Raw genomic sequence first — 20,607 nt, 5'->3', positions numbered from 1 at the left:
GCGTGAGCCGCACCGCATTGCGTATCTGCCCGATCTGTGAGGCCACCTGCGGGTTGGTCCTGACCATCGACGACGACGCGGGACGGATCGACTCCGCCCGCGGCGACCGAGACGACGTCTTCAGCCACGGTTTCATCTGCCCCAAAGGGGCCAGCTTTCCGGAACTGGACAACGACCCCGACCGGCTGACCACGCCACTGGTGCGCAGGGACGGCGAACTGGTCAAGACGTCCTGGGACGAGGCGTTCGCCGCCGCCGCCGAAGGTCTGCAACGGGTCATCGCCGGCACCGGCGGGTCGTCGGTGGCGGTGTATCTCGGTAATCCCAACGCGCACACCATCGCCGGTTCGCTCTACGGTCCCGCAGTCGTCAAGTCGCTGGGCACCCGGCACGTCTACTCGGCCAGCACGCTGGACCAGATGCCCAAACACGTTTCCTGCGGATACCTCTTCGGCAACCCCCTGGCATTCACGATTCCCGATCTCGACCGGACCGACTATCTGGTCATCATGGGTGGAAACCCGTTGGTATCCAACGGCTCTCTGGCCACCGCCGCCGACTTCCCCGGAAAGCTCAAGGCCTTGCGCAAGCGCGGCGGACGCCTGGTGGTGATCGACCCGTCCCGCACCCGAACCGCCGAACTGGCCGACCGGCACCTCGCCGTGCGCCCGGGCACCGACGCGGCGCTGCTGTTCGCGATCGTCAACGTGCTCTTCGACGAGGACCTGGTTGACCTCGGCCGGCTGGCCCAGTACGTGACCGGTGTCGAACAGGTCCGCGCCGCAGCGGTGGACTTCCCGCCGGATGCGGTCGCCGAGCATTGCGGTGTTGCCGCCGAGGAGATCCGCACGCTGGCGCGCGAACTCGCCGCCGCCTCGAGTGCGGCGGTGTACGGCCGCATCGGCACATCCACCGTCGAGTTCGGCACCGTGACGAGCTGGCTGGTCGACGTCGTCAACATCCTGACCGGCAATCTGGACCGGGCCGGCGGGGTCATGTTCGCCAGCCCACCGATCGGCTCGGCACCGCGCCCGCCCCGGCCTGGGCGCGGCTTCGCAACGGGGCGTTGGCACAGCAGGGTTTCCGGCCATCCCGAGGTGTTATCCGAGATGCCGACCGTCGCGATGGCCGAGGAGATCGAGACACCCGGCGACGGCCAGGTCCGCGCCGTCGTCACCATCGCGGGCAACCCCGTGCTGTCGGCGCCGGACGGCGCCCGGCTGAGCGAGGCCCTCGACAAGGTCGACTTCATGCTGTCGGTGGATCCGTATCTCAACGAGACGACCCGGCACGCCGACGTCATCCTGCCGCCCCCACCGCCCACCCGCGCAGCCCACTTCGACGTGGCACTGAGTGGGGCGGTGGTGCGCAACAACGCCCGCTACTCCCCGCCGGTGTTCCCGCTGGAGGACGGCAGGCCCGACGAGTGCGAGATCCTGGCCCGGCTGGCCTTGATCGTGCTCGGCATGGGTCCCACGACCGACCCGGCACTGGTCGACGACCAGGTGATCGGCTCGACGCTGGGCAAGGAGGTCGCCGACCCCGCCTCACCGGTGGCCGGCCGCTCGGCCGAGGAGCTGGCGGCGATGCTGCCCGATGGCCCCGGCTACGAGCGCCGCCTCGACATGATGTTGCGGCTCGGCCCGTTCGGCGACGGGTTCGGCGCCAAGCCCGACGGCCTGACCTTGCAGAAACTCAAGGACACCCCGCACGGCGTCGACCTCGGTGCACTCACTCCGCGAATCCCGGAAGTGCTTCGAACTGCCTCGGGCACAATCGAATTAGCCCCCGAGCAGATACTGTCGGATGTTCCGCGGCTGCACGCCTCGCTGAGCGTGGAGCCGGGTCTGCTGCTGATCGGTCGCCGTCACCTGCGCTCCAACAACAGCTGGATGCACAACCTGCCCGCGCTGGCGGGCGGCACCAATCGCTGCACCCTGCAGATCCATCCCGACGACGCCGCGCGGCTCGGGTTGGACGACATCGCGGTGGTGACCGGTCCGGGCGGCAAGCTCGAGGTCCCGGTGGAGATCACCGACACGATCCGCCCCGGCGTGGTGTCACTGCCGCACGGCTGGGGTCACACCGAACCCGGCACCCGCCTGTCGGTGGCGGCGCAGTCGCCAGGCGTCAACGTCAACAGCCTCAACGACGGCACCCTGCTGGATCCGCTGTCGGGCACCGCGGTGCTCAACGCACTGCCTGTCGAGGTGTCCCGGGCCGGTTAAGCCGCGCTATCGCCCGATTGTGCGGTTTCATCCGCGACACGCCGCCGACCGCGTATGGGTACGCACATTCGTGGCCTGACGCGCTATTTCACCAGGGCGACGGCGAAGCCGTCCCAGCCTTTGAGGCCCACGGTCTGGATGGCGGCGGTGTCCAGGTGCGGGTGCTTGCCCATCATTTCGAGCATGTCGCGCACCGCGCGGGCCTGCAGATCGTCGGCTGCCGGGCTGAGGATGCGGCCATTGCGCACGACGTTGTCGACGACGATGACGGTGCCCGGGCGGCCGAGGTCGACGGCCCACTGGACGTAGGCGCTGTTGTTCTCTTTGTCGGCGTCGATGAAGACGAGGTCGAAGTCACCGGTCAGGCCGGGCAGGGAGTCGAGCGCCGCACCGACGACGATCTCCACCCGGTCGGCCACCCCGGCCCGCTCGAGGTTGCGGCGAGCGACCTCGGCATGGCGGGGTTCGTACTCCAGGGTGGTCACGCTGCCCTCGGACCCGACGCCGCGGGCCAGGCAGATGGTGCTGTAGCCGCCGAGGGTCCCGATCTCGAGGACCCGGCGCGCTCCGCTGATCCGGACCAGCAGGTAGAGCAGGTGCGCCGTCTGCGGGGACACCTCGATCGCGGGCAGGCCGGCGGCAGTCGAGTCGGCCAATGCCGCAGCCAGGGCCGCATCGTCGTCGAGGAGTGCGCGGTCCAGCAGCTCGTCCACGGGCTGCCAGTCATCAGGGCCGATCGTTGTGCTCACCGCCGCAGCGTAACCGTTGGCCTCGGCGCTACCGCACGCCCTCTTTGGCGTAGACGACGCGCAGCACGTGGCCCACCTCCGGACCCATCACCACTGCCGCCAGTTCGCAGAACGTCGCGACGAACCCCGGCCCATGAGCGGGTCCGCCGCTGCCGTCGAGGTGGTGGGCGATCTCGTGCAGCAGCACCAGCTCGCGCATCGCCCAGTCTGCGGTGCTGCGATCCGGGACGGCGATTGTGGCTGTGCCGTCGCGCCTTTCGTAGTGGGCCGCCGTAGCGGCCCGGCGTGGCCGCACCCGCAGCGGTTCCGGCTGGGGCCAGCGGGCTGTCACCCCCGGCAGGGCGAGGACGTCGTCGACGTAACGCTGCACCGATTCCATCGACCCGAACTTTGCCTCCGGCGGCAGGGTCAGCTGGGTGCCGAAGAAGTCGATGGTGGGCGAATGATGTTGGGCTGCGCGATCAAAGAGCGTTCGGACGAAGTCCTCGGCCGCGTAGACGAGGGCGCGCTGACTGTCGCGCGCGCTCACCGCCGCAGCCGGGACCGTAGCCCCGGCAGTTCGGGACTGGAGCCGAGCCGCGCCTGCCGCCCGGCTTTGTCACCGGCCCGCCGTGCCGACGACGAATAGCCGGCTGTGGCCCGGCTGGCCTGCCAGGTACCACGCGCCTTGGAGGTCTGCCGGTAGTGGTCATGGAGCTCGACCTCTTTGTTGCGCAACGCAAGTGCGGTTCCCGGTGCGGTCCTGCGATCCTTGGTGGCCTCACGCGTGGCGTCCTCGCGGGCCTCGGCCAGCCGCCGGCCCACCCGGGCCCCGAAAGCGAGCTGGAAGTTCAGCCGGGCGGTGATCGTCGGCGTCGGCCGGTGCGCACCGGTGGACAGGTAGGCGTCACACGAGCGGACCATCTGCACGACCAGGCTGGCGTAGAGGGCGTGGCTGGCGTCGATATCCTCCGGGAAGCCGTAGGCGTAGACGAAGGTCGAGTTCGAGGCGACGTCGCAGCGCACGTCGTTGGCGGCGGCGATTCCGGCGAACAGTTGTACGTAGGTGCGCAGGCCCTTGGTACCGGGCTCGCCGATGGTGATGGTCCGCTGGGTGGGCACCTGCGCAGCAGTCCGGGATGCCGAATGTGAGCGTGCCACAGCGAGATCGATCGAGGTGGCGGTGGCCAGCCGCTGGGCGGCGGCCATGAACGCCTCGGCCTCGTGGGCGTTGTCGGTGCCTTCGGCCTGGCGCAGCAGAGCGGCGATCCGGGCGAGCATCTTGTCTTCGGTCATGACAGAGAACCTAGGCCGGTACTACGACGGGTGCGCGTCGGTGGCGCCGCGTACACCGGGCACTCTGAGCAGTGCTCCCCAGACCGGAATTCGTCCACAGGCCAACACTAGTCGGCTACTTGGTGACGAACTGGTCGAGCGCCGCCGTCAGCTGCGCCGAGAGCGGTCCGCCCTTGGCGTAGTTGCCGACGTTGTCGGTGGGGTCGTCGCGCAGGACGTGGTTGACGCCCTTGAGTTGGACGAACTGCAGCGCGGTGCGGGCCAGTGCGCTGGCGAGCGGTTGCATGTCCGCGCAGTTGGCCTGGGCGTCGGAGTCCGAACAGGTCAGCAACACCGGCGTGCCGGCGGGAATCCGCGCGGCCAGGGCCAGGGGGTCGATGGCGTCGGCCTCCACGACCGCTTTGACGTTGCCGGGGTTGAGAATTGCGCTCAGACCCTCGGGCAGCTTCGCCGGGACGGTGCCCGCGGTGCGGGCCTGGTTGACCGCCGCGTTCCACTCGGCGGTGACCTGGTCGGCCTGCTGCTGGTTCTTCTGGCCGCTCTTGACCGCAGCGGCCATATCGCCGTTGACGCGATCGGTGATCAGATCCAGGTAGCGGCCGCCGAGCGGTTGGAGAAGGCCCAGCGAGTGGATCTTGGGGGCGCCGTCGGAGGTGTCGTCGGCCACCGACATCGCATGAACGGTGCCCTCGCCGAGGCCGTAGACCGAGATGCGGTTCTTGTCGGTTCCGGATTGGCCGGCCAGGAACCGCACCGCGGCCTTGGCACCACCGGTGTAGATCGCACTGCCTACGTCGGCGGCGCGGCCGGCGTAGGGACCCAGACCCGTTTGCCCGGTGCCGACCTTGTCGTAGCGCAGCGAGGCCACCCCGTGGTCGGAGAGGTACTCGGCGAGTTGGCGCATGTTGCCGATCGGACCAGCGACGTTGTTGTCGCCGTTGCGGTCGGTGCGGCCGCTCTCGGAGATCAGCAGCGCCGCCGGTGCTTGCCCGCCGCCGTGCTGATGACGGTAGGTGCCGTGCAGGGTCAGTCCGTCGGCCTCGAACGTCACCTCGTCCTCGACCCAGGCGTGCGGTTTGTCGTTCGACGAGCAGCCCGCGACGAGCGTCAGCGCCACCGCCACCACGGCGATGCGGCGCAGCAGCCTCACAGCCTGGCCTCGATCCACGCGGTGACGTCGTCGAGCACGCGGTCACGCTCGGGTTCGTTGAACACCTCGTGATACAGCTCCGGGTACACCTTGAGGTGGACGTCACTCGAGCCGACGCAGTCCACCAGGAGTTCACTGCCGGCGGCCGGCACCAGTTTGTCCTCGGCGCCGTGCACCACCAGCAACGGCGCGGTGATTCCGCGAGCCCGCTGCGGCATCGTCTCGCCGACCTTCAGCAGCGCCTTGGCGATGCCCGCGGGGACCTTGCCGTGGTGCACCAGCGGGTCGGCGTTGTAGGCGGCCACCACCTCGGGATCACGCGAGACCGCGTTGGCGTCGAGTTGCTCGACCGGAATGTTGGGCAACAGCGAGCCGACGGCCTTTCCCAGCAGGGCCTTCACCGGCGGTACGCCTTTGTTCAGGGCGATCGCAGGTCCGGACAGCACCATCAGGTCGTACTCCCCGGCGTGCTCGACACCGTAGGTGAACACGATGCCCCCGCCCATGCTGTGGCCCAGGGCGATGCGCTTGACGCCGGGAACCTCGGAGGTCGCCGTCTTGATCAGGGTGTCGAAGTCACCGGTGTACTCGTCGATCGTGCGCACCTGCACACGCTTGCCGCCGGAGCGGCCGTGGCCGCGGTGGTCGAGTGCATAGGTGACCAACCCGGCCGCACCGAAGCGCTGGGCGACGTGGTCGTAGCGGCGGGCATGCTCACCGAGGCCGTGTGAGAGCACCACCACGCCGCGCGGTTGGGCGTCGGGCGTCCACACGTCGTAGACGATCCGGACACCGCCGACCCCGTCGAATGTCCGCTCGGTGCGGGTTGTGACCATCAGGCGAGCGTAGCGGCAGCGGATGCCCGGGAAGCTGTCGGTGGCCGTGCGTAAGCTCGGTTGAGTGAGCGTGCTCGCACGAAGTCTTGACGAGGGTGACGACGACTTCCTGTCCCGGGCCGAGCCCTACCGGCGGGAGTTGCTGGCGCACTGCTACCGGATGACGGGGTCGTTGCACGACGCCGAAGACCTGGTCCAGGAGACGTATCTGCGCGCCTGGAAGGCCTACGGCCGCTTCGAGGGCAAGTCCTCGGTACGTACCTGGCTGCACCGCATCGCCACCAATACCTGCCTGACGGCGCTGGAGGGTCGGCAACGCCGGCCGCTGCCGACCGGCCTGGGAGCGCCGAGTTCCAACCCGACCGACGAGCTCGTCGAACGTGCCGAGGTGCCATGGCTGGAGCCGCTGCCCGACCCTGCCGACGATCCGGCCGATCCGTCAACGATCGTCGGATCCCGGGAGTCCGTCCGGCTGGCGTTCGTGGCGGCGCTGCAGCATCTGTCCCCGCGGCAGCGGGCGGTTCTGGTGCTGCGGGACGTCCTGCAGTGGCGCTCGGCCGAGGTGGCCGACGCGGTCGGCACCTCCACGGCCGCGGTCAACAGCCTGCTGCAGCGGGCGCGGGCTCAGCTCGATGCCGTCGGACCCAGCGAGGAGGATCAGCTGTCCGCCCCGGAGTCCCCGGAAGCCCGTGAGCAGCTGGCCCGCTACATCTCGGCGTTCGAGGACTACGACATCGAGCGCCTGGTCGCGATGTTCACCGCGGAAGCCGTATGGGAGATGCCGCCGTTCGTCGGCTGGTACCAGGGCGGGCGTGCCATCGGCGACCTTATTCACCACAACTGCCCGGCCAACCAAGCTGGCGACATGCGGCTGCTGCCGCTGACGGCCAACGGTCAGCCGGCCGCGGCGATGTACATGCGGCTGCCCGATACCGGTGGCCGGCATGTGCCGTTCCAGCTGCACGTGCTCGACCTGAATCCGGCCGGGGTGTCACATGTGGTGGCGTTCCTAGATACCAGCTTGTTCGCGAAATTCGGCCTACCCGAAGTGCTTTGAGCTCACAGCTGCAACGACTCCTGTGCCTTGCGTAGTGTGGCCGCCGAGGCCTGTAGCCCCAGTAGTTCGTGGACGGCCATCGGGGCCTGCAGGACCTCACCGGCTCCGGACGCGGACACCAACGTCGGCAGTGACAGCGCCACACCGGTGATGTCGTAGGCCCCGGTCTGCACCGTCGACACCGGCAGCACCCGGTGCTGGTTGCCTAGGACCGCTTCGATGATGCGTGCGGTGGACAGGCCGATGGCCAGGTTGGTCGCGCCCTTGCCCTCGATGATCTCGTAGGCGGCGTTGACCACCTCCGCCGAAACCCGGGACCGGGTGGTCTCGTCGAACACGATCGCGCCGTGGCTTCGGAACTGTTCGGCAGGCACACCGCCGATGGACACACTCGACCACAGTGAGATCTCGGAATCACCGTGCTCGCCGACGATGACACCGTGCACGTTGCCTACCGCCACCCCGGCGCGCTGGCCGATCAGGAACCGGAACCGCCCGGAGTCCAGCACCGTTCCCGAGCCGAAGATCCGCCCCGGCGGTGCGTCGACGGACTTGGCCGCGGCGTACGTGACGACGTCCACCGGGTTGGTGATGAAGATGATGACGGCGCGCGGTGAGTGCTCCAGCAATTGCGGTGTGAGCTGTTGTGCCATAGCCACATTCGTGGCAGCAAGCTCCAACCGGCTCTGGCCGGGATGCTGCTTGGCTCCGGCCGTCACGATGACGATCGCCGACCCGGCGGTCACGTCGACCTGGTCGGAGCCGGTCACCGTGCACTGCGGCACGAACTGGCTGCCGTGGTTGAGGTCGAGCACCTCGGCGCGCACCTTCTTGAGATTGGTGTCGTAGAGCGCCAATGCGCTCGCCGAGCCACGGATCAGACACGCATAGGCGATGGCGGTTCCTACGCTGCCGACTCCGACGATCGAGACCTTGCCACCGTGATGTTCGGACACCCCACCATCATGGGTCACGCGATGGTGGGGTGTCGCGGCCCGGCGTCAGTCGATGCCGACGATCTCCTGCGCGATCGCGGCCACGCGGGTCTGCGCGGCCGAGACCACCCGCTGGCGGGCCTTGTTTGTCTCCTCGTAGGCGATGACGACGCGCAGGTCGGCCGGATCGGTGAGTTCCTTCACCGCGGCGACGGCTTCGTTGAGGTTCAACTCGTCGTAGCCGGCGATGGGCAACTCCTCGGCTTCCAGGATGCCGGCGGCGCTACGCATCGAGTGCAGCGCGTCGGCGGCGCCGTCGGCGCCCTCACGGCGAGTCACCTTCTCTGCGGTCTCCAGTGCCGCGTCACGCGAGGCGGCGGCCGCCTTCACCGCGACCTCGCCCGCGTGCGCGCCGCGGCTGATCAGGTCGTCGACTGCCGGCCGGGCGTTGCGCAGCGTGTGCAGTGCGCGGTCGACGCCGCGGACCGAGGAGATCAGCGGCCAGTTGGCCAGTCGGACCGCCAGCCCGGTCATGACCTGAACCGGGGTCCGGCGCAGGGCCGCGGGGCCGCCGAGGGCGTCCTCGGCCAGGACCGTGGTCAGCCAGTCGACAGTCGCAGAATGTGCGGTGATGAGCCGGTTGGCCAGGGCCTCGACCTGGGGACGCTTGGCGGCCACGGCCAGCGCCTTGATGTAGCGGGCGCGGTCGAGCAGCTGGCCCTCCAGGGCGAGATCACCCAGTAGGGCTTCCTCGAAGGGCTGGGCCTGCTCCGTGAGGGCCTTCACCGCTGCTGCAGCACGGCCGAAGAACGGGCCGATGACGTCGGGAAAGCCACCCAGGTCACGGATGGCCCCTTCGATGGCCTCGGCGCGCAGGCGGCCGTTGGCCGCATTCTGGGTCAGCTCCCGGCGCACCGCCTCGGTGCGGGCCTGTGCGACGCGGGTCTCGGCGATCTGGATCTCGGTGTTGGTCAGGTCGAGTGCTGCGCGCAGCTGCGCGAGCAGGGTCGTGTCGGAAATGCTCATATCGGGTTCTCCCCTGATGCGGTGACGGATGGTGTCGGCGCATGGGTCTGCACCTACCAACCCTCTACCCGATCGCTTCGGTGGCTATTCGTGTTTGCAGCGGGTCACAGTGAATTACGGGCGACGTCACAATTCCCTAAGGGACAGCGCTGATTGTTAAGGCACATAAGGGGAATTCGGTTGCCACGGCAGTGCGCTCAAACCTCGTGGGCGAAACTGCGTGCAAGATCACCCTCGCACCGTGTAACGAAATCGGGTGTGCCGCCCGGTGCACGACGAACCGGTTTTTGCTGCAAAACCTCAGGGGTACTTTGGTTTTCAGGGCGGGGATGAGCAACCGATTGACTAATCGGAGAAAGAAGTGATCATGACATTCCACGGCATTTCGCCGGTCAAGAAGACCGCGGCGGTGTGTACCGGTGTGTTGGCAGGGGGGCTGGCACTTGCGACTCTGGGTGCACCGATCGCCTCGGCAGCGCCGGATTGCAGCGGCGCTACTGTTGCCAACACCGTCAGTTCGGTGACGGGCTCGGCCCAGCAGTATTTTGCCGCCCATCCCGGTGCCGGACAGGTGCTCACAGCAGCAGCCAACCAACCGCGTCCGCAGGCCGCGGCCAACGTGCGCGGCTACTTCACCGCCAACCCGGGTGAGTACTACGACCTGCGCGGCATCCTGGCCCCGATCGGTGACGTCCAGCGTTCCTGCAACATCACAGTGTTGCCGCCGGCGCTGTCATCGGCCTACAACGAGTTCATGGCCGGCTGATCAGCCACCTGACAATCCGCCGTCACAGCCCACGCTGTGGCGGCGGATTGCGTCACGGCTCCAAGCGGGCCAGCACCGTGCGGGTCAGCTCGTCGAGTGCACGCAGCTGCAGCGGGGTCATCCCGTCGAACACCACCGAGCGCACCAGCCCGACGTGGCCGGGCGCGGCGGCGGCCAACGAACGCCGCCCGGTTGCGGTGATGTCGACGACGGCACCGCGCCGATCGCGGTCGCTGCTCCGGCGTTCGACCAGGCCACGGGTACGCATCCGGGCCAACTGATGCGACAGTCGGCTCTGCTCCCAGCCCAGTTCTTCGGCAAGTTCGAAGACCCTCAGCTCGCCCTGTTCGGAGAGCACCACCAACACCTCGTAGTCGGTCAGCGACAGGCCGCAATCGGCCTGGAGCTGCCGGTTCATCGCCGACTGCAGCCGCGTCTCCATGGCCAGATAGTTGCGCCAGACCCGCTGTTGGCTCTCGGTCAACCAGCGCTGCGTCATGGCACCCAGCCTAGCGGAATAGATGACACGTCATGGGAGTTGTCGAGGTCATCGCCGGCGACCTAGGCTGGCAACGACCCAAGGGGTGATGACATGGCCGCGACAGTCGACATTCGACGTGCCGCCGACCGCGCCGCGACGAAGATCTCGTGGCTGGACTCGAAGCACTCGTTCTCGTTTTCGGACCACTACGACCCGAGCAACACCCACCACGGACTGCTACTGGTCAACAACGACGACCGGGTGGCACCGGGCACCGGATTCGATACCCACCCGCACCGGGACATGGAGATCGTCACCTGGGTGATGCAGGGCTCGCTCGTCCACCAGGACTCGACCGGCAACTCGGGCGTGATCTACCCCGGACTGGCCCAGCGGATGTCAGCGGGCCGCGGCATCCTGCACTCCGAGAAGAACGACTCGTGGTCGCTCACCGGCGGTGAAAGCCACGACGAACCAGTGCATTTCGTGCAGATGTGGGTGGTTCCGGACGAGGCGGGCGTCACTCCCGGCTACCAGCAGCTCGAGATCGACGACGAACTGCTGCGCGGTGGCCTGGTCACCATCGCCTCCGGAATGCCCCAACACCGAAACGAGACCGCGATCAGCATCCACAACCGCTACGCCGCACTGCATGGTGCGCGACTGCAGCCCGGTGACAGCGTGGCGCTGCCCGAGGCGCCGTATCTGCACCTGTTCGTGCCCCGCGGCGAGGTGACGCTGGAAGGCGCGGGTTCGTTGACCGACGGCGATGCGGTGCGGTTCACCGCCTCGGGTGGGCAGCGGGTCACCGCTACCGCGCCGTCGGAGATCCTGGTCTGGGAGATGCATGCCGGCTTGGCGGGCTAGTACCGGTTGCGCCGCCATTGTCGCGGTGGCGGTGGGCTGCGGCCACCCTGCGCCGCCCGCCCCGAGCGCTTCGGCGCCGGGCGGGCTGGCGCCGGTCACCGTGACAGTGCCTGCCGGCTTGGCCCAGTCGCCGCTGGACACCCCGCGCCAGGCGCTCGTCCCCCGGGGCTGGACGATGTCGGTCTGGGCACGCGTGCCCAATGCCAGACTGGCGGCCTGGGCGCCCGACGGCGCGCTACTGGTCTCGGTACCCGATGACGGCCAGGTCGTCCGACTGAGCGCCGACGGGCAACAGGCCCGCACCACGGTGCTGTTGGACGGCCTGGTCCAGCCCCATGGCTTGGCGTTCGATGATGCGACTCTCCTTGTCGCCGAAAGCAATCAGATCGACGCGTTCCGCTACGACAACGGAACCGCCACCGATCGCCGGGTGGTCGCCGGTGATCTGCCCGACGCGCGCAGTCCCGATCTCGGCGGTGCCTACGCGCATGCGCTGAAGAGCGTCGCCGTCGGCCCCGACGGTGCGGTGTACTTCTCGATCGGCTCGACCGGCAACATCTCGGCCCAGGACCGGACCGCGACGCCGCCCAGGGCGACGATCATGCGCATTGCGCCCGACGGCGGGCCGTTGGCGGCGTTCGCCACCGGGGTCCGCAACGGCACCGGGTTGGCGATCGCGCCGGACGGGTCGCCGTGGACCGCGGTGAACAACCGGGACAACGTCGCCGACCCGCGGCCCGGCCCGTCCTACGGCCGCGTCGACACCGACTACGTCAACGAGCACCCGCCCGAATCACTGGCGCGACTGACACCGGACCGCGAATTGGGTTGGCCGTACTGCAATCCCGACGTGGGCGGCGAGTTCGTCCGCGACATCCAGACCAACGCCGACGGCAGCGAACTCGACTGCGCGGCACTGACACCGGTGGAGCAGACCTTGGGCGCCCACTCGGCTCCGCTGGGACTGAGCTTCGTCGACGGCGAACTGCCCGAGCCCTTCGCCTCCGGCGCGCTGCTCGGCGTGCACGGATCGTGGAACCGTCAACCACCGCGGGCGCCGGAAGTGTCGTTCTTCCGTTGGAACGCAGGAACTCTCGAATCCCAGCAGACCTTGGTCGGCGGGTTCCAGGACGAGCAGGGTGACCGCTGGGGCCGACCCGTAGCCGCAGTGGTCGGCCCCGACGGCGCGGTGTACATCACCGACGATTACGCCGGTGCGGTGTACCGCCTCGCGCCGCCGGGGCGGTGACCCCTTAGCGGTGGACCTGGTCGCGCCGTCCGGTGATCGCGACGTAGATCCCGATCAGCACCACGGCGACCACGATGCCGACAAGGAACGGGATGATCGCGAATCCGCCGTTGGAGTTGGCGTATCCGAGCTGATAGCTGATCCATGATCCCAGGAAGGAGCCGATCACTCCCAGCAGGATCGTCATGATGACACCGATGTTCTGCTTGCCGGGCATCACCAGTCGCGCCAGCGCACCGACGATCAAGCCGACGACGATCGCTCCGATAATCGTTCCGATCATTGCTGCTCCTCGTGTTGGGCGGCCCCGGGCGGGAACCGCGCAGAGCACGTGTTCCCATTTCTGGGAGTCGATAACCTCCGGGCCGCGGGCAGGGGCGCATGCGCAAACACTTTTGACGGGCCCGTGACGGCGTTGGACCCGAACCGGAATGGGATTGTTACGAAAGTTGACTGTGTGATTGCTGTGACTACAGTGATTGTTGGCGTATTTCGACGTTCTTCACCGAAAGGGCAACTGTGCCAACCCCGGTCGCGATCATTCGCCGCGTCGCCGCCGCCTCGATGGCGGCGATCGCCTGCCTGACCTTGGCTGCCACCACGGGTGCGCCGGTGGCAGTGGCCGACGGCCGCGACCAGTTGGCTCAGGCGATCGCGACGACACGCGGCAGCTACCTCGTCTACAACTTCGGCAGCGGCTATTCCGCCCCGATGCTCAACGCCGCGGGCAACTGGTACGAGATGACCAACGGTGGCCATCTGATGATCATCAAGGCCGCGTCGCAGCGTCTGACTCCCCGGCTGCTCGTCGATACCCACACCGGATACCAGGCGCGCTGCGAGAGCACCCCCGGTGCCCGCACCCGCGAGGGACTCGTCCAGGCCTCCGAGACCTATAGCCCGCTGCAGGCCTGGCAGGCGCTCGGTCAGCCCACCATCGCCATCAACGCCAACTTCTTCGACGTGCGCTCGCAGCAGGCGGGTTCATGGAAGACGACGGGCTGCAGTTCGCCCCTGGGTGCTTACGTCGACACCACCCGCGGGCAGGGCCGCGCCAACGCCGCCGTCACCGGGACCATCGCCTACGCCGGAAAGCAGGCACTGTCCGGGGGCGACGAAGTGTGGACCGCTCTGACCACGATGATCCTGCCGGTGGCTGGGGCACCGTTCGTCGTGACACCCAAATCCCCCGACGACTACGACGCGGCATCACCGGTGATCCAGGGTCTGATGGACAAGGGCACGAGATTCGCCGCGGTCAGCGGTCTCAAGCTGCTAGCACCGGGTGACACCGGGCAGATGAACGACCCGGGCCCCAGCGCGGCCCGCACGGCGTTGGCCTACGCCCGCGACAAGGACGAGATGTACATCTTCCAGGGCGGCAGTTACACCCCCGACCAGATTCAGGACCTGTTCCGCGGATTGGGCAGCGACACAGCCATTCTGCTCGACGGTGGCGGCTCGTCGGCGATCGTGCTGCGCCGCGATACCGGCGGCATGTGGGCGGGTGCCGGGGTGCCGAAGGGGTCCTGCGACACGATGCAGGTGCTCTGCGACTCGCGTGAGCGGGCGCTGCCGAGTTGGCTTGCCTTCAGCTAGTTAGCCTTTGGAATTCGGCGGCGGTTTTTTGTCGGTGGCCTTTGCGATGATGTGGTCATGTCGTCGGCGGCCGCGGTAGTCCTTCCCAAGGAGCGTCTCGAGGGGCTCTTCGAGGAGTTGGCCGAGCTGGCCGGGCAGCGCAATGCGATCGACGGGCGCATTGTGGACCTTGTCGCGGAGATGGATCGTGATGGGTTGTGGGGGTTGACCGGTGCGCGTTCGGTCGCCGCGGTGGTGGCCTGGAAACTGGGCACGTCGTCGGCCAACGCCAAGGCCGTCGCTACCGTGGCGGGCCGGCTTGAGGAGTTTCCCCGCTGTGTGCAGGGCTTACGGGAGGGCCGGCTGTCCCTGGATCAGGTCGGGGTGATCGCCGCCCGCGCCGGCGACGGCTCGGATGAGCATTACGCGCAGATGGCCGCGGTCGCCTCGGTCAGCCAGTTGCGCACCGCGGTCGCACTCGAACCGCGCCCCGAGCCCGATCCGCGCCCCGAGCCGCGGCGTTCGATCACTAAGTCCGGTGATGAGACCTCGACCAAGTGGCGCATCACCCTGCCCCATGACGAGGCCGCCCTGTTCGACGCGGCGCTGGCCTCACATCGGGAGGCGTTGATCGCGCAGTGGACACACGATCACAACGAAAGCTCCTCCGACACTGCACCACCCATGCCGAACACCGTCGATGCGTTCATGCGCCTGGTGACCGACAGTTGGGATGCCGACGCGGCCCGGCGCCCGCACGGCCAGCACACCACCGTCGTGGTCCACGTCGACGTCGAACAACGCGCCGCCGCCCTGCATCTGGCGCCGCTGCTCTCCGACGCTGATCGCCAATACCTGACCTGTGATGCCACCTGCGAGGTCTGGTTCGAACGCCACGGCCAACCCATCGGCGCGGGTCGATCCACGCGCACCATCAATCGTCGGCTGCGCCGCGCCCTGGAGCACCGCGACCGCACCTGTGCGGTCCCCGGCTGTGGGGCCACCCGCGGCCTGCACGCCCACCACATCCGACACTGGGAAGACGGCGGCCCCACCGACCTGACCAACCTGGTCTTGCTGTGCCCGTTTCACCACCGGGCACACCACCGCGGCGACATCACCATCACCGGCCCCGCCCACCGACTCACCGTCGTCGACAGCGACGGCGACCCCCTGACCGACCGATCACTGGCACGACCACCCAACCAGCCGCCACCCGATGTCCCACCCTGCCCAGGACCCCTCGGCGAACGCGCAGACTGGCGCTGGTACCACCCCTACGAACCCAACCCACCACCATCACAGAACTGAGGCTGGCCCCTTGCGGCAACCATTTTCCGACCTCGTGATACAGATGAAATCGATTGGCGTATCGGGCTTTCGAGAACCGCGCTAGTTTTCGGGCACGGCAACCGGCGCAGGTTGCGGCCCGTAGCGGAAGATGGCCAGGCTCGCCGCAACCACCACGGCCGTCAGACCGATCACCGGTGCGACCATGAAGCGGGACATCGTCGCACCGACCGCCGCCCCTGCCAGCATCGTCACAACCACGCTATAGCGCAGCTTTTCACGTTGCCCGGTCCCGCCCGCAAGCCGGCTTTCACTGCCGATGCCGACGATCGTCGACGTCAGCACCGTGGTACTCAACTCCTGGATACCGAACTGACGCGCTGCTGCGTTCTGAGCGCCGAAGATGATCGCCAGTCCGGCGATCAGCAGCAGCTTGCCGTTGTCGTGATACGCCAGCACACCGGTACCCGCCAGGATCGCCAGCGCGGTCAGCAGCACCACTTCGGTGCCCAGTGCGGCGGTGATCCAGACCCGCACCTCGTAGGCGAGATGGCGGGCGAACCGTCCGCCAATGATGGTGCCCACCACGAAGCTGGCGAAAGAGACCACCGCTGCGGTCATGTCGACACCGGAGTGCGGCACGAACCAGAAGCCCAGGAAGATCACGTTGCCGGTCATGTTGGCCACGAACACGTGGCCCAGCACCAACACGCTGATGGCGTCGACCATGCCGGTGCCGAAGGTCAGCAGTAACAGGGCGGCGACGGTGGCGCGTTCCGATACGGGTGAGGCGACGGCCATCAGGCAAGTATCGCCGTCAGAGCTGCGGAGTGAGGTCCAGGGAGGTCACCGTGGTCATCTTCGTCACCAGCCAGTGCCCGCCGTCGCGCGTCAGCTGCAGACGATAGGACAGGTAGCGCATCGCCGGGATGTTCTTGGTCAGCGGGCTTGTCGAGGTGGTGTTGGTGTAGACGAGCGCGGTGGCCTCGTCGCCGTGCAGCGACTCGACCGCCGTTCCCACCACCTGGGTGTTGTTGGTGACCTGAGCCTGCTTGTTGGTCGGCACGATCGCGTCGACGTACTTGCGGTACTGATCCTGGAAGTCACCGGAGAGGTACTTCGCGGAGCGTTCCGGCAACTTGTCCATGTCATCGGGCGTGTAGGTCCACAACGTCGTGATGGCCTCAGCCGAGGTCTTGGCGATGTCCAGCTTGGTCGCCACGGCGGCCCGGTCAGCCAGATACGGCTGGACCGCGGCGCCGGCGAACGCTCCCCCGGCGACGAACAGGGCCGCGGCGGCGCCCACCACGAGCGCAGTCCTCTTGCCGGTCAACCACTTTCGGGCGGCGGGCTGTTCCGATTCGGGCGCGAGAGCCTCTTCCTCGGCGGCTGCCGCTTCGGTCAGATCACCTGAAGCAGATTGCTGATCTTCCACTGCTGCCCTTCCTTGGTCGCGGTGACCACCCATCGACTGCCGTTCTCGATCTTCTTGCCGTCGGGCAGGGTGGTGTTGGTGGTCGCGGCGACGACGACGTCCGCGCTGCCGTCGGAGTTCCAGCGTTCGATTCCGAGGTCCTGCACGTTGCCCTTGGTCGGCTCGGCCTGCGCCACCTGGATGACGATCTCGTTCAGCTTCTCCTGGTAGAGCTTGGCGAACTGGCCGGTGCCCTGAGCCAGAATCTTGTTGGCATAGTCGTTGGCGTGGAACGGATCCGGCGAGGTGTAGTCGGTGACGAATCCCCGCACGAAGCTCAGCACCGTCACGTCACGGACCGCGTCCCGGCGTTGCGTCTCGCGGTCCACCAACATCAGCGCGCTGACGGTCACCGCACCGATGATCGCCACGGCCGCCAGCGCGGCCACCGCAGCCAGAATCCACCGGCGCGGCGTCGGGTCAGGCATCCGGAAGATGCCCTCGGTACCCGGCTCGACCTTGCGGCGCGGGCTCATCGGCCCTGCCCCTGCGCGGCGGAGTTCGGCTTGGCCAGCACCGTGATGTTGGAGACCTGCCACTGGCCGTCGGCGGCCTTCTCGAAGTTCGCCCGGATCGTCGCGGTGATCATTCGTTGTTTGGGCGCCTCGCCGCGCTGGCCCTGCATCAGCAGGAGCATCACCGCAGAGTCGGGCGTATTAGTCAGCACCGCGCTGTTGGTCACCCAGTAGTCGTTGTCGACCGGTCCGGCCTTGCGCACCGCGTCCTGCTGGGCGACCAGCTGCGGCCGGTAGCCGTCGGTGACCAGGCCGCGGGCCCGGGCGAAATCGGCGTCGATACTCGCGGCGTCGTAGCTGAGCGTGTTCTCCACGATCTTGGGCCCCTGCGCAGCAACCTGCCTGCGGGCATCGTCGACGGCGTGGTCATGCCGGTACACCGACAGGTAGTTCAGTCCGGCAGCGGCCAGCGCGATCACGGCCGCACCCGCCAGTACCGCTGCTCCCAGCCGGCGGCGGTCGGGCCGCTCACCGTCGATGCGGTGCGCCTCGGTGCGGGCCAGCACGTCGGCGAAGGTCCGGCCCCGGGAATCCCACAACGGCCACAGCCAGCCGACGAACAGCGGGATGGTGTCGAGCAGGTGAGCGACGTCGCGCAGCAGCAGTCGCCACGGTCCGGGCCGGCCACCGGTTCGGGTGACGACCTCGATGCCGAACAGCGACCGGCCCAGCGTCCAGCCCGCGACTGAGGGCAGTACCCAACGGTTGACGGCCACTGCCAGGAACACCACCACGGCGAAGCCGACCGACAGCCACCAGAGCCACCCACGAAGCGGCGCCGACCAGGCGACCAGCATCAGCGTTGCGAGCACTCCGATGCCGGCCAGCACGTCGACGGCGAACGCTCCCGCCCGCGCGCCCCAACCGGCCTTCGGCACGGCAGGTTCGTCGGCGACGGTGTCGACGATCTCGGTGGTGCCGGTGTCGGTCACCGTCACTTACTCACCTGGGCGAGGTCGGCGATCTTGTAGGTGCCGTTATCGGGCATCATCTTGACCCGCAGGCGATAGCCCTGCTCCTGACCCTGTGCCTCGGTATTGGAGACCTTCACGCGCAACGCGACGAGGACGTCCATCGAGCCGTCGTCGTTGTGGCGCTCGACGGCTGCGCGCATGTTGGAGACCTGAACCTGAACCTTGGCGGCCTGGTAGGCGTCGACCAGCAGGCCGCTGTACAGCGTCGCCTGCGCGCCGAAGCCACCCGTCGCGCACTCGATGATCTTGCGTTGACTGGCTTCCATCGCACTGGCGTCCGGCGCCTGGGTCGCGGTGACGCAATCCATGGCCGCTGCCACGGCAGCCTGCTCGGAGCGCGCGGTGGCCGCGCTGGTCTGGTGCGACCGCATCGCCAGGTAGCCACCCGCAGCCAAGCCGACAGCGCCGATCACAAGGGCAGCGCTGACACCGACCAGCCAACGAGGACTGCTCAAACGAGAGACACGCGGTTGCGCGGTCGCCTCGACCGGATCCACGCCCGGTTCGGCATCGTCGTCGGTGATGGGCGGGTTCTGACTCGCCTGCTCCAGCGCCTCGCTGTGTTCGGCGTCGTCACCCGGCGGGTTGGGGGTCAGCCGGCCGGAGCCAGCATCTCCTTCCATCCGTCGTCTCCTGTACTGCTCGAGTTCTTGACGCTGTACTTCACACCGTCAGGGCCGACCAACTCACCACTTTGCGGGTTGTAGACGGCCGTATTACTTGCTGCCGGAGTGTAGTTGCACGGATTGGGTTGCTGTCCGTTGCACTGCACGGTCCCCGCCCCCGGTGGACTGAGCGGATCGCTCGTCGGCGGTGTCGGCGCCGGAAGCAGGTCCGCCGGCAGCGGGTTCATCCCGTTGTTGATCGTTGGTGCCGGTATCACGGTACCGGGGTTCACCGGTTGGTCGCATCGAGCACCGGGTGCCGGGCACGTCAATATCTGGTTGGGATCGCCGATCCACGGGTTGGTACCCAGTGGCGTGTACGGCTCGTTGCTGCGGCACTCCTCCGGGGTTGCCGCCCGCTTGCCCGGGATGTCGACGCAGGGGAAGTTCCGGGCGCCACGCACCACGTTCGCCGGGGTGTCCTTGGGGATCTTGCAGTAGAGCCCGTTCTCCACCGGCTTGCGGGACAGGTCGGCCGGAGCACGCCACTGGCTGGCGGGCAGGAAGCCCGTCAGACACGGCGGCGGCTGGTTGATCGTCAGTGCGAAGTCCAGTGCGGCCTGGCCTTTATACGGCGCGGACACCGCCTGGGCCACCGACGCGCCCTGCGGCAACAGCACCAGCGACTGCTCGACACCCTTGTTGTAGCGCTTGAGCATGTCGAGGATGACTTCCAGGTTCGCCAACGTCTGCGGCAATGCCTCACGGACGTCGCTGAACACCGCGGTCACCGCATCCGCAGTCGGGGCCGCCTGGCTCAGGCCACTGCGCAACGCCTGATCCTGTGCCGCGGTCTGCGAGGCGATGCTGTTCAGGTTCGCCGCCCAGCGCTGGATCGCATCCGAGGAGTTCACCTGGCTGTCGACGACGGGCGCCGAGTTCGCGATGATGTCGTTGACATCCTGGATGTTGGTCTTGAAATCGGTGACGATCGCCTGGGTGCCGTCGACCAACCGCTGCAGTGACGGACCCAATCCGCCCACCGCCAAAGCGGTTTCGTTGAGCAGCACCGGAATCTTGTCCGCAGGCAACGCCGCGAGGCCCTTGTTGGCCGCGTCGAGGGCGGGACCGACCTCCGAGGGCACCGTGCCCTTGGTGATGGTTTGCCCGTCGGCGAAGAACTTGCTGGGATTGCCGCTGTCGGACACCAGGTCCAGGTACTGCTCGCCGACCGCCGACACCGAGTGGACGTTCGCCGAGGCATCCAGCGGGATCTTGAACTTGTCGCCGATGCTCATCGTCGCGCGCACACCGGTTTCGGTCGGCTCGACGTCGGTCACCCGGCCGATCGTGATGCCGCGATAGGTGACGTTGGCAGTGCGGTACAGGCCGCCCGAGGACGGCAGGTCTGCCTTCAGCGTGTACTGCCCGACGCCGGCCAACGTAGGCAGCCGCAGGAAGTACACCCCCAGCAGCAGCAGTGCGATCACCGTCAGTACGCCGAACACGATGAGCTGCGTCTTGATGAAGCGGGTCAACATCTACTCGTCAC

Annotated in this window: 22 protein-coding genes; 7 read left to right on the top strand and 15 right to left on the bottom strand. The window is 67.9% G+C overall.

The genetic code is table 11. The features are described from left to right. Positions 1 to 2 precede the first annotated feature (2 nt). Complete coding sequence (locus tag OG976_RS14580; protein WP_328349985.1) at positions 3 to 2,228, top strand: molybdopterin oxidoreductase family protein; 2,226 nt, start codon at positions 3 to 5, stop codon at positions 2,226 to 2,228. An 83-nt stretch (positions 2,229 to 2,311) separates the two neighbouring features. Here the strand turns inward: OG976_RS14580 and OG976_RS14575 are convergent, their stop codons facing one another. From OG976_RS14575 to OG976_RS14555, 5 genes are all read right to left on the bottom strand, one after another. Next, positions 2,312 to 2,965 (bottom strand): O-methyltransferase, encoded by a 654-nt coding sequence (locus OG976_RS14575; protein WP_328363581.1) that lies wholly within the window; start codon positions 2,963 to 2,965, stop codon positions 2,312 to 2,314. A gap of 40 nt (positions 2,966 to 3,005) precedes the next feature. Then, the gene (locus OG976_RS14570) at positions 3,006 to 3,506 is read right to left on the bottom strand and encodes a TIGR04338 family metallohydrolase (protein WP_328349984.1); all 501 of its coding nucleotides are present in this window, start codon (positions 3,504 to 3,506) and stop codon (positions 3,006 to 3,008) included. After that, positions 3,503 to 4,252 (bottom strand): DUF2786 domain-containing protein, encoded by a 750-nt coding sequence (locus tag OG976_RS14565; protein ID WP_328349983.1) that lies wholly within the window; start codon positions 4,250 to 4,252, stop codon positions 3,503 to 3,505. Before OG976_RS14565 ends, OG976_RS14570 begins: the two co-directional genes overlap by 4 nt. 115 nt (positions 4,253 to 4,367) lie before the next feature. Continuing rightward, positions 4,368 to 5,393: a hypothetical protein gene (locus tag OG976_RS14560; RefSeq protein WP_328363578.1), complete on the bottom strand. Its 1,026-nt coding sequence runs from the start codon at positions 5,391 to 5,393 to the stop codon at positions 4,368 to 4,370. A 5-nt stretch (positions 5,394 to 5,398) separates the two neighbouring features. Continuing rightward, positions 5,399 to 6,238: an alpha/beta hydrolase gene (locus OG976_RS14555; protein ID WP_328349981.1), complete on the bottom strand. Its 840-nt coding sequence runs from the start codon at positions 6,236 to 6,238 to the stop codon at positions 5,399 to 5,401. Positions 6,239 to 6,302: 64 nt separating this feature from the next. On the opposite strand from OG976_RS14555, the gene OG976_RS14550 reads away from it, so the two are divergent. Next, on the top strand, positions 6,303 to 7,295 hold the full coding sequence (locus OG976_RS14550) for a sigma-70 family RNA polymerase sigma factor (protein ID WP_328349979.1): 993 nt from the start codon (positions 6,303 to 6,305) through the stop codon (positions 7,293 to 7,295). A gap of 2 nt (positions 7,296 to 7,297) precedes the next feature. On the opposite strand, the gene OG976_RS14545 is transcribed toward OG976_RS14550, so the two are convergent. Further along, positions 7,298 to 8,251, bottom strand: coding sequence for an L-lactate dehydrogenase (locus tag OG976_RS14545; protein WP_328349977.1), 954 nt, complete (start codon positions 8,249 to 8,251; stop codon positions 7,298 to 7,300). Positions 8,252 to 8,296: 45 nt separating this feature from the next. Then, positions 8,297 to 9,256 carry a ferritin-like domain-containing protein gene (locus tag OG976_RS14540; protein ID WP_328349975.1) on the bottom strand — a complete coding sequence of 320 codons (960 nt, stop codon included), beginning with the start codon at positions 9,254 to 9,256 and terminating at the stop codon, positions 8,297 to 8,299. 367 nt (positions 9,257 to 9,623) lie between these two features. Between OG976_RS14540 and OG976_RS14535 the strand changes: the two genes are divergently transcribed. After that, positions 9,624 to 10,022 (top strand): heme-binding protein, encoded by a 399-nt coding sequence (locus OG976_RS14535; RefSeq protein WP_328349973.1) that lies wholly within the window; start codon positions 9,624 to 9,626, stop codon positions 10,020 to 10,022. Between the two features lie 52 nt (positions 10,023 to 10,074). Here the strand turns inward: OG976_RS14535 and OG976_RS14530 are convergent, their stop codons facing one another. Beyond that, positions 10,075 to 10,521, bottom strand: a complete 447-nt coding sequence (locus OG976_RS14530) for a MarR family winged helix-turn-helix transcriptional regulator (protein WP_328349971.1) — start codon at positions 10,519 to 10,521, stop codon at positions 10,075 to 10,077. A gap of 93 nt (positions 10,522 to 10,614) precedes the next feature. Here OG976_RS14530 and OG976_RS14525 point away from each other — a divergent pair, with 93 nt between their 5' ends. Together OG976_RS14525 and OG976_RS14520 are read left to right on the top strand one after the other, a co-directional pair. After that, positions 10,615 to 11,370, top strand: coding sequence for a pirin family protein (locus OG976_RS14525; RefSeq protein ID WP_328349969.1), 756 nt, complete (start codon positions 10,615 to 10,617; stop codon positions 11,368 to 11,370). Beyond that, on the top strand, positions 11,351 to 12,619 hold the full coding sequence (locus OG976_RS14520; RefSeq protein WP_328349967.1) for a PQQ-dependent sugar dehydrogenase: 1,269 nt from the start codon (positions 11,351 to 11,353) through the stop codon (positions 12,617 to 12,619). The genes OG976_RS14525 and OG976_RS14520 overlap by 20 nt, the downstream gene beginning before the upstream one ends. A gap of 4 nt (positions 12,620 to 12,623) precedes the next feature. On the opposite strand, the gene OG976_RS14515 is transcribed toward OG976_RS14520, so the two are convergent. Continuing rightward, on the bottom strand, positions 12,624 to 12,902 hold the full coding sequence (locus OG976_RS14515) for a GlsB/YeaQ/YmgE family stress response membrane protein (RefSeq protein WP_328349965.1): 279 nt from the start codon (positions 12,900 to 12,902) through the stop codon (positions 12,624 to 12,626). A 281-nt stretch (positions 12,903 to 13,183) separates the two neighbouring features. Between OG976_RS14515 and OG976_RS14510 the strand changes: the two genes are divergently transcribed. Both OG976_RS14510 and OG976_RS14505 read left to right on the top strand, forming a co-directional pair. Continuing rightward, complete coding sequence (locus tag OG976_RS14510) at positions 13,184 to 14,218, top strand: phosphodiester glycosidase family protein (RefSeq protein ID WP_328363575.1); 1,035 nt, start codon at positions 13,184 to 13,186, stop codon at positions 14,216 to 14,218. Positions 14,219 to 14,275: 57 nt separating this feature from the next. Beyond that, on the top strand, positions 14,276 to 15,508 hold the full coding sequence (locus OG976_RS14505) for an HNH endonuclease signature motif containing protein (RefSeq protein ID WP_328349963.1): 1,233 nt from the start codon (positions 14,276 to 14,278) through the stop codon (positions 15,506 to 15,508). Between the two features lie 81 nt (positions 15,509 to 15,589). Here OG976_RS14505 and OG976_RS14500 read toward each other — a convergent pair whose 3' ends face one another. The 6 genes from OG976_RS14500 to OG976_RS14475 are packed head-to-tail and all read right to left on the bottom strand — an operon-like array spanning position 15,590 to position 20,596. Beyond that, entirely contained in the window at positions 15,590 to 16,288 is a 699-nt protein-coding gene (locus OG976_RS14500; RefSeq protein WP_328349960.1) for a YoaK family protein, read from the bottom strand. A 16-nt stretch (positions 16,289 to 16,304) separates the two neighbouring features. Then, complete coding sequence (locus OG976_RS14495; protein ID WP_442930334.1) at positions 16,305 to 16,922, bottom strand: Mce protein; 618 nt, start codon at positions 16,920 to 16,922, stop codon at positions 16,305 to 16,307. Continuing rightward, complete coding sequence (locus OG976_RS14490; protein ID WP_328349958.1) at positions 16,889 to 17,437, bottom strand: mammalian cell entry protein; 549 nt, start codon at positions 17,435 to 17,437, stop codon at positions 16,889 to 16,891. Before OG976_RS14490 ends, OG976_RS14495 begins: the two co-directional genes overlap by 34 nt. Beyond that, positions 17,434 to 18,414, bottom strand: a complete 981-nt coding sequence (locus tag OG976_RS14485; RefSeq protein ID WP_328349956.1) for an RDD family protein — start codon at positions 18,412 to 18,414, stop codon at positions 17,434 to 17,436. The genes OG976_RS14490 and OG976_RS14485 overlap by 4 nt, the downstream gene beginning before the upstream one ends. Beyond that, positions 18,411 to 19,073 (bottom strand): hypothetical protein, encoded by a 663-nt coding sequence (locus tag OG976_RS14480; RefSeq protein ID WP_328349954.1) that lies wholly within the window; start codon positions 19,071 to 19,073, stop codon positions 18,411 to 18,413. The genes OG976_RS14485 and OG976_RS14480 overlap by 4 nt, the downstream gene beginning before the upstream one ends. Further along, complete coding sequence (locus OG976_RS14475; RefSeq protein WP_328349952.1) at positions 19,043 to 20,596, bottom strand: virulence factor Mce family protein; 1,554 nt, start codon at positions 20,594 to 20,596, stop codon at positions 19,043 to 19,045. The genes OG976_RS14480 and OG976_RS14475 overlap by 31 nt, the downstream gene beginning before the upstream one ends. Positions 20,597 to 20,607 lie beyond the last annotated feature (11 nt).

It is taken from the genome of Mycobacterium sp. NBC_00419 (assembly GCF_036023875.1).
GTDB lineage: Bacteria > Actinomycetota > Actinomycetes > Mycobacteriales > Mycobacteriaceae > Mycobacterium.
Note: the sequence above shows the minus strand (reverse complement) of the source record. Positions and strands in the feature narration are given on the sequence as shown.

Coding starts and splice junctions, on each gene's coding strand:
- OG976_RS14565 (WP_328349983.1), bottom strand. CDS start 4,252: ATGACCGAAGACAAGATGCTCGCCCGGATCGCCGCTCTGCTGCGCCAG.
- OG976_RS14555 (WP_328349981.1), bottom strand. CDS start 6,238: ATGGTCACAACCCGCACCGAGCGGACATTCGACGGGGTCGGCGGTGTC.
- OG976_RS14540 (WP_328349975.1), bottom strand. CDS start 9,256: ATGAGCATTTCCGACACGACCCTGCTCGCGCAGCTGCGCGCAGCACTC.
- OG976_RS14535 (WP_328349973.1), top strand. CDS start 9,624: ATGACATTCCACGGCATTTCGCCGGTCAAGAAGACCGCGGCGGTGTGT.
- OG976_RS14530 (WP_328349971.1), bottom strand. CDS start 10,521: ATGACGCAGCGCTGGTTGACCGAGAGCCAACAGCGGGTCTGGCGCAAC.
- OG976_RS14525 (WP_328349969.1), top strand. CDS start 10,615: ATGGCCGCGACAGTCGACATTCGACGTGCCGCCGACCGCGCCGCGACG.
- OG976_RS14520 (WP_328349967.1), top strand. CDS start 11,351: ATGCCGGCTTGGCGGGCTAGTACCGGTTGCGCCGCCATTGTCGCGGTG.
- OG976_RS14515 (WP_328349965.1), bottom strand. CDS start 12,902: ATGATCGGAACGATTATCGGAGCGATCGTCGTCGGCTTGATCGTCGGT.
- OG976_RS14510 (WP_328363575.1), top strand. CDS start 13,184: ATGGCGGCGATCGCCTGCCTGACCTTGGCTGCCACCACGGGTGCGCCG.
- OG976_RS14505 (WP_328349963.1), top strand. CDS start 14,276: ATGTCGTCGGCGGCCGCGGTAGTCCTTCCCAAGGAGCGTCTCGAGGGG.
- OG976_RS14500 (WP_328349960.1), bottom strand. CDS start 16,288: ATGGCCGTCGCCTCACCCGTATCGGAACGCGCCACCGTCGCCGCCCTG.
- OG976_RS14490 (WP_328349958.1), bottom strand. CDS start 17,437: ATGAGCCCGCGCCGCAAGGTCGAGCCGGGTACCGAGGGCATCTTCCGG.
- OG976_RS14480 (WP_328349954.1), bottom strand. CDS start 19,073: ATGGAAGGAGATGCTGGCTCCGGCCGGCTGACCCCCAACCCGCCGGGT.
- OG976_RS14475 (WP_328349952.1), bottom strand. CDS start 20,596: ATGTTGACCCGCTTCATCAAGACGCAGCTCATCGTGTTCGGCGTACTG.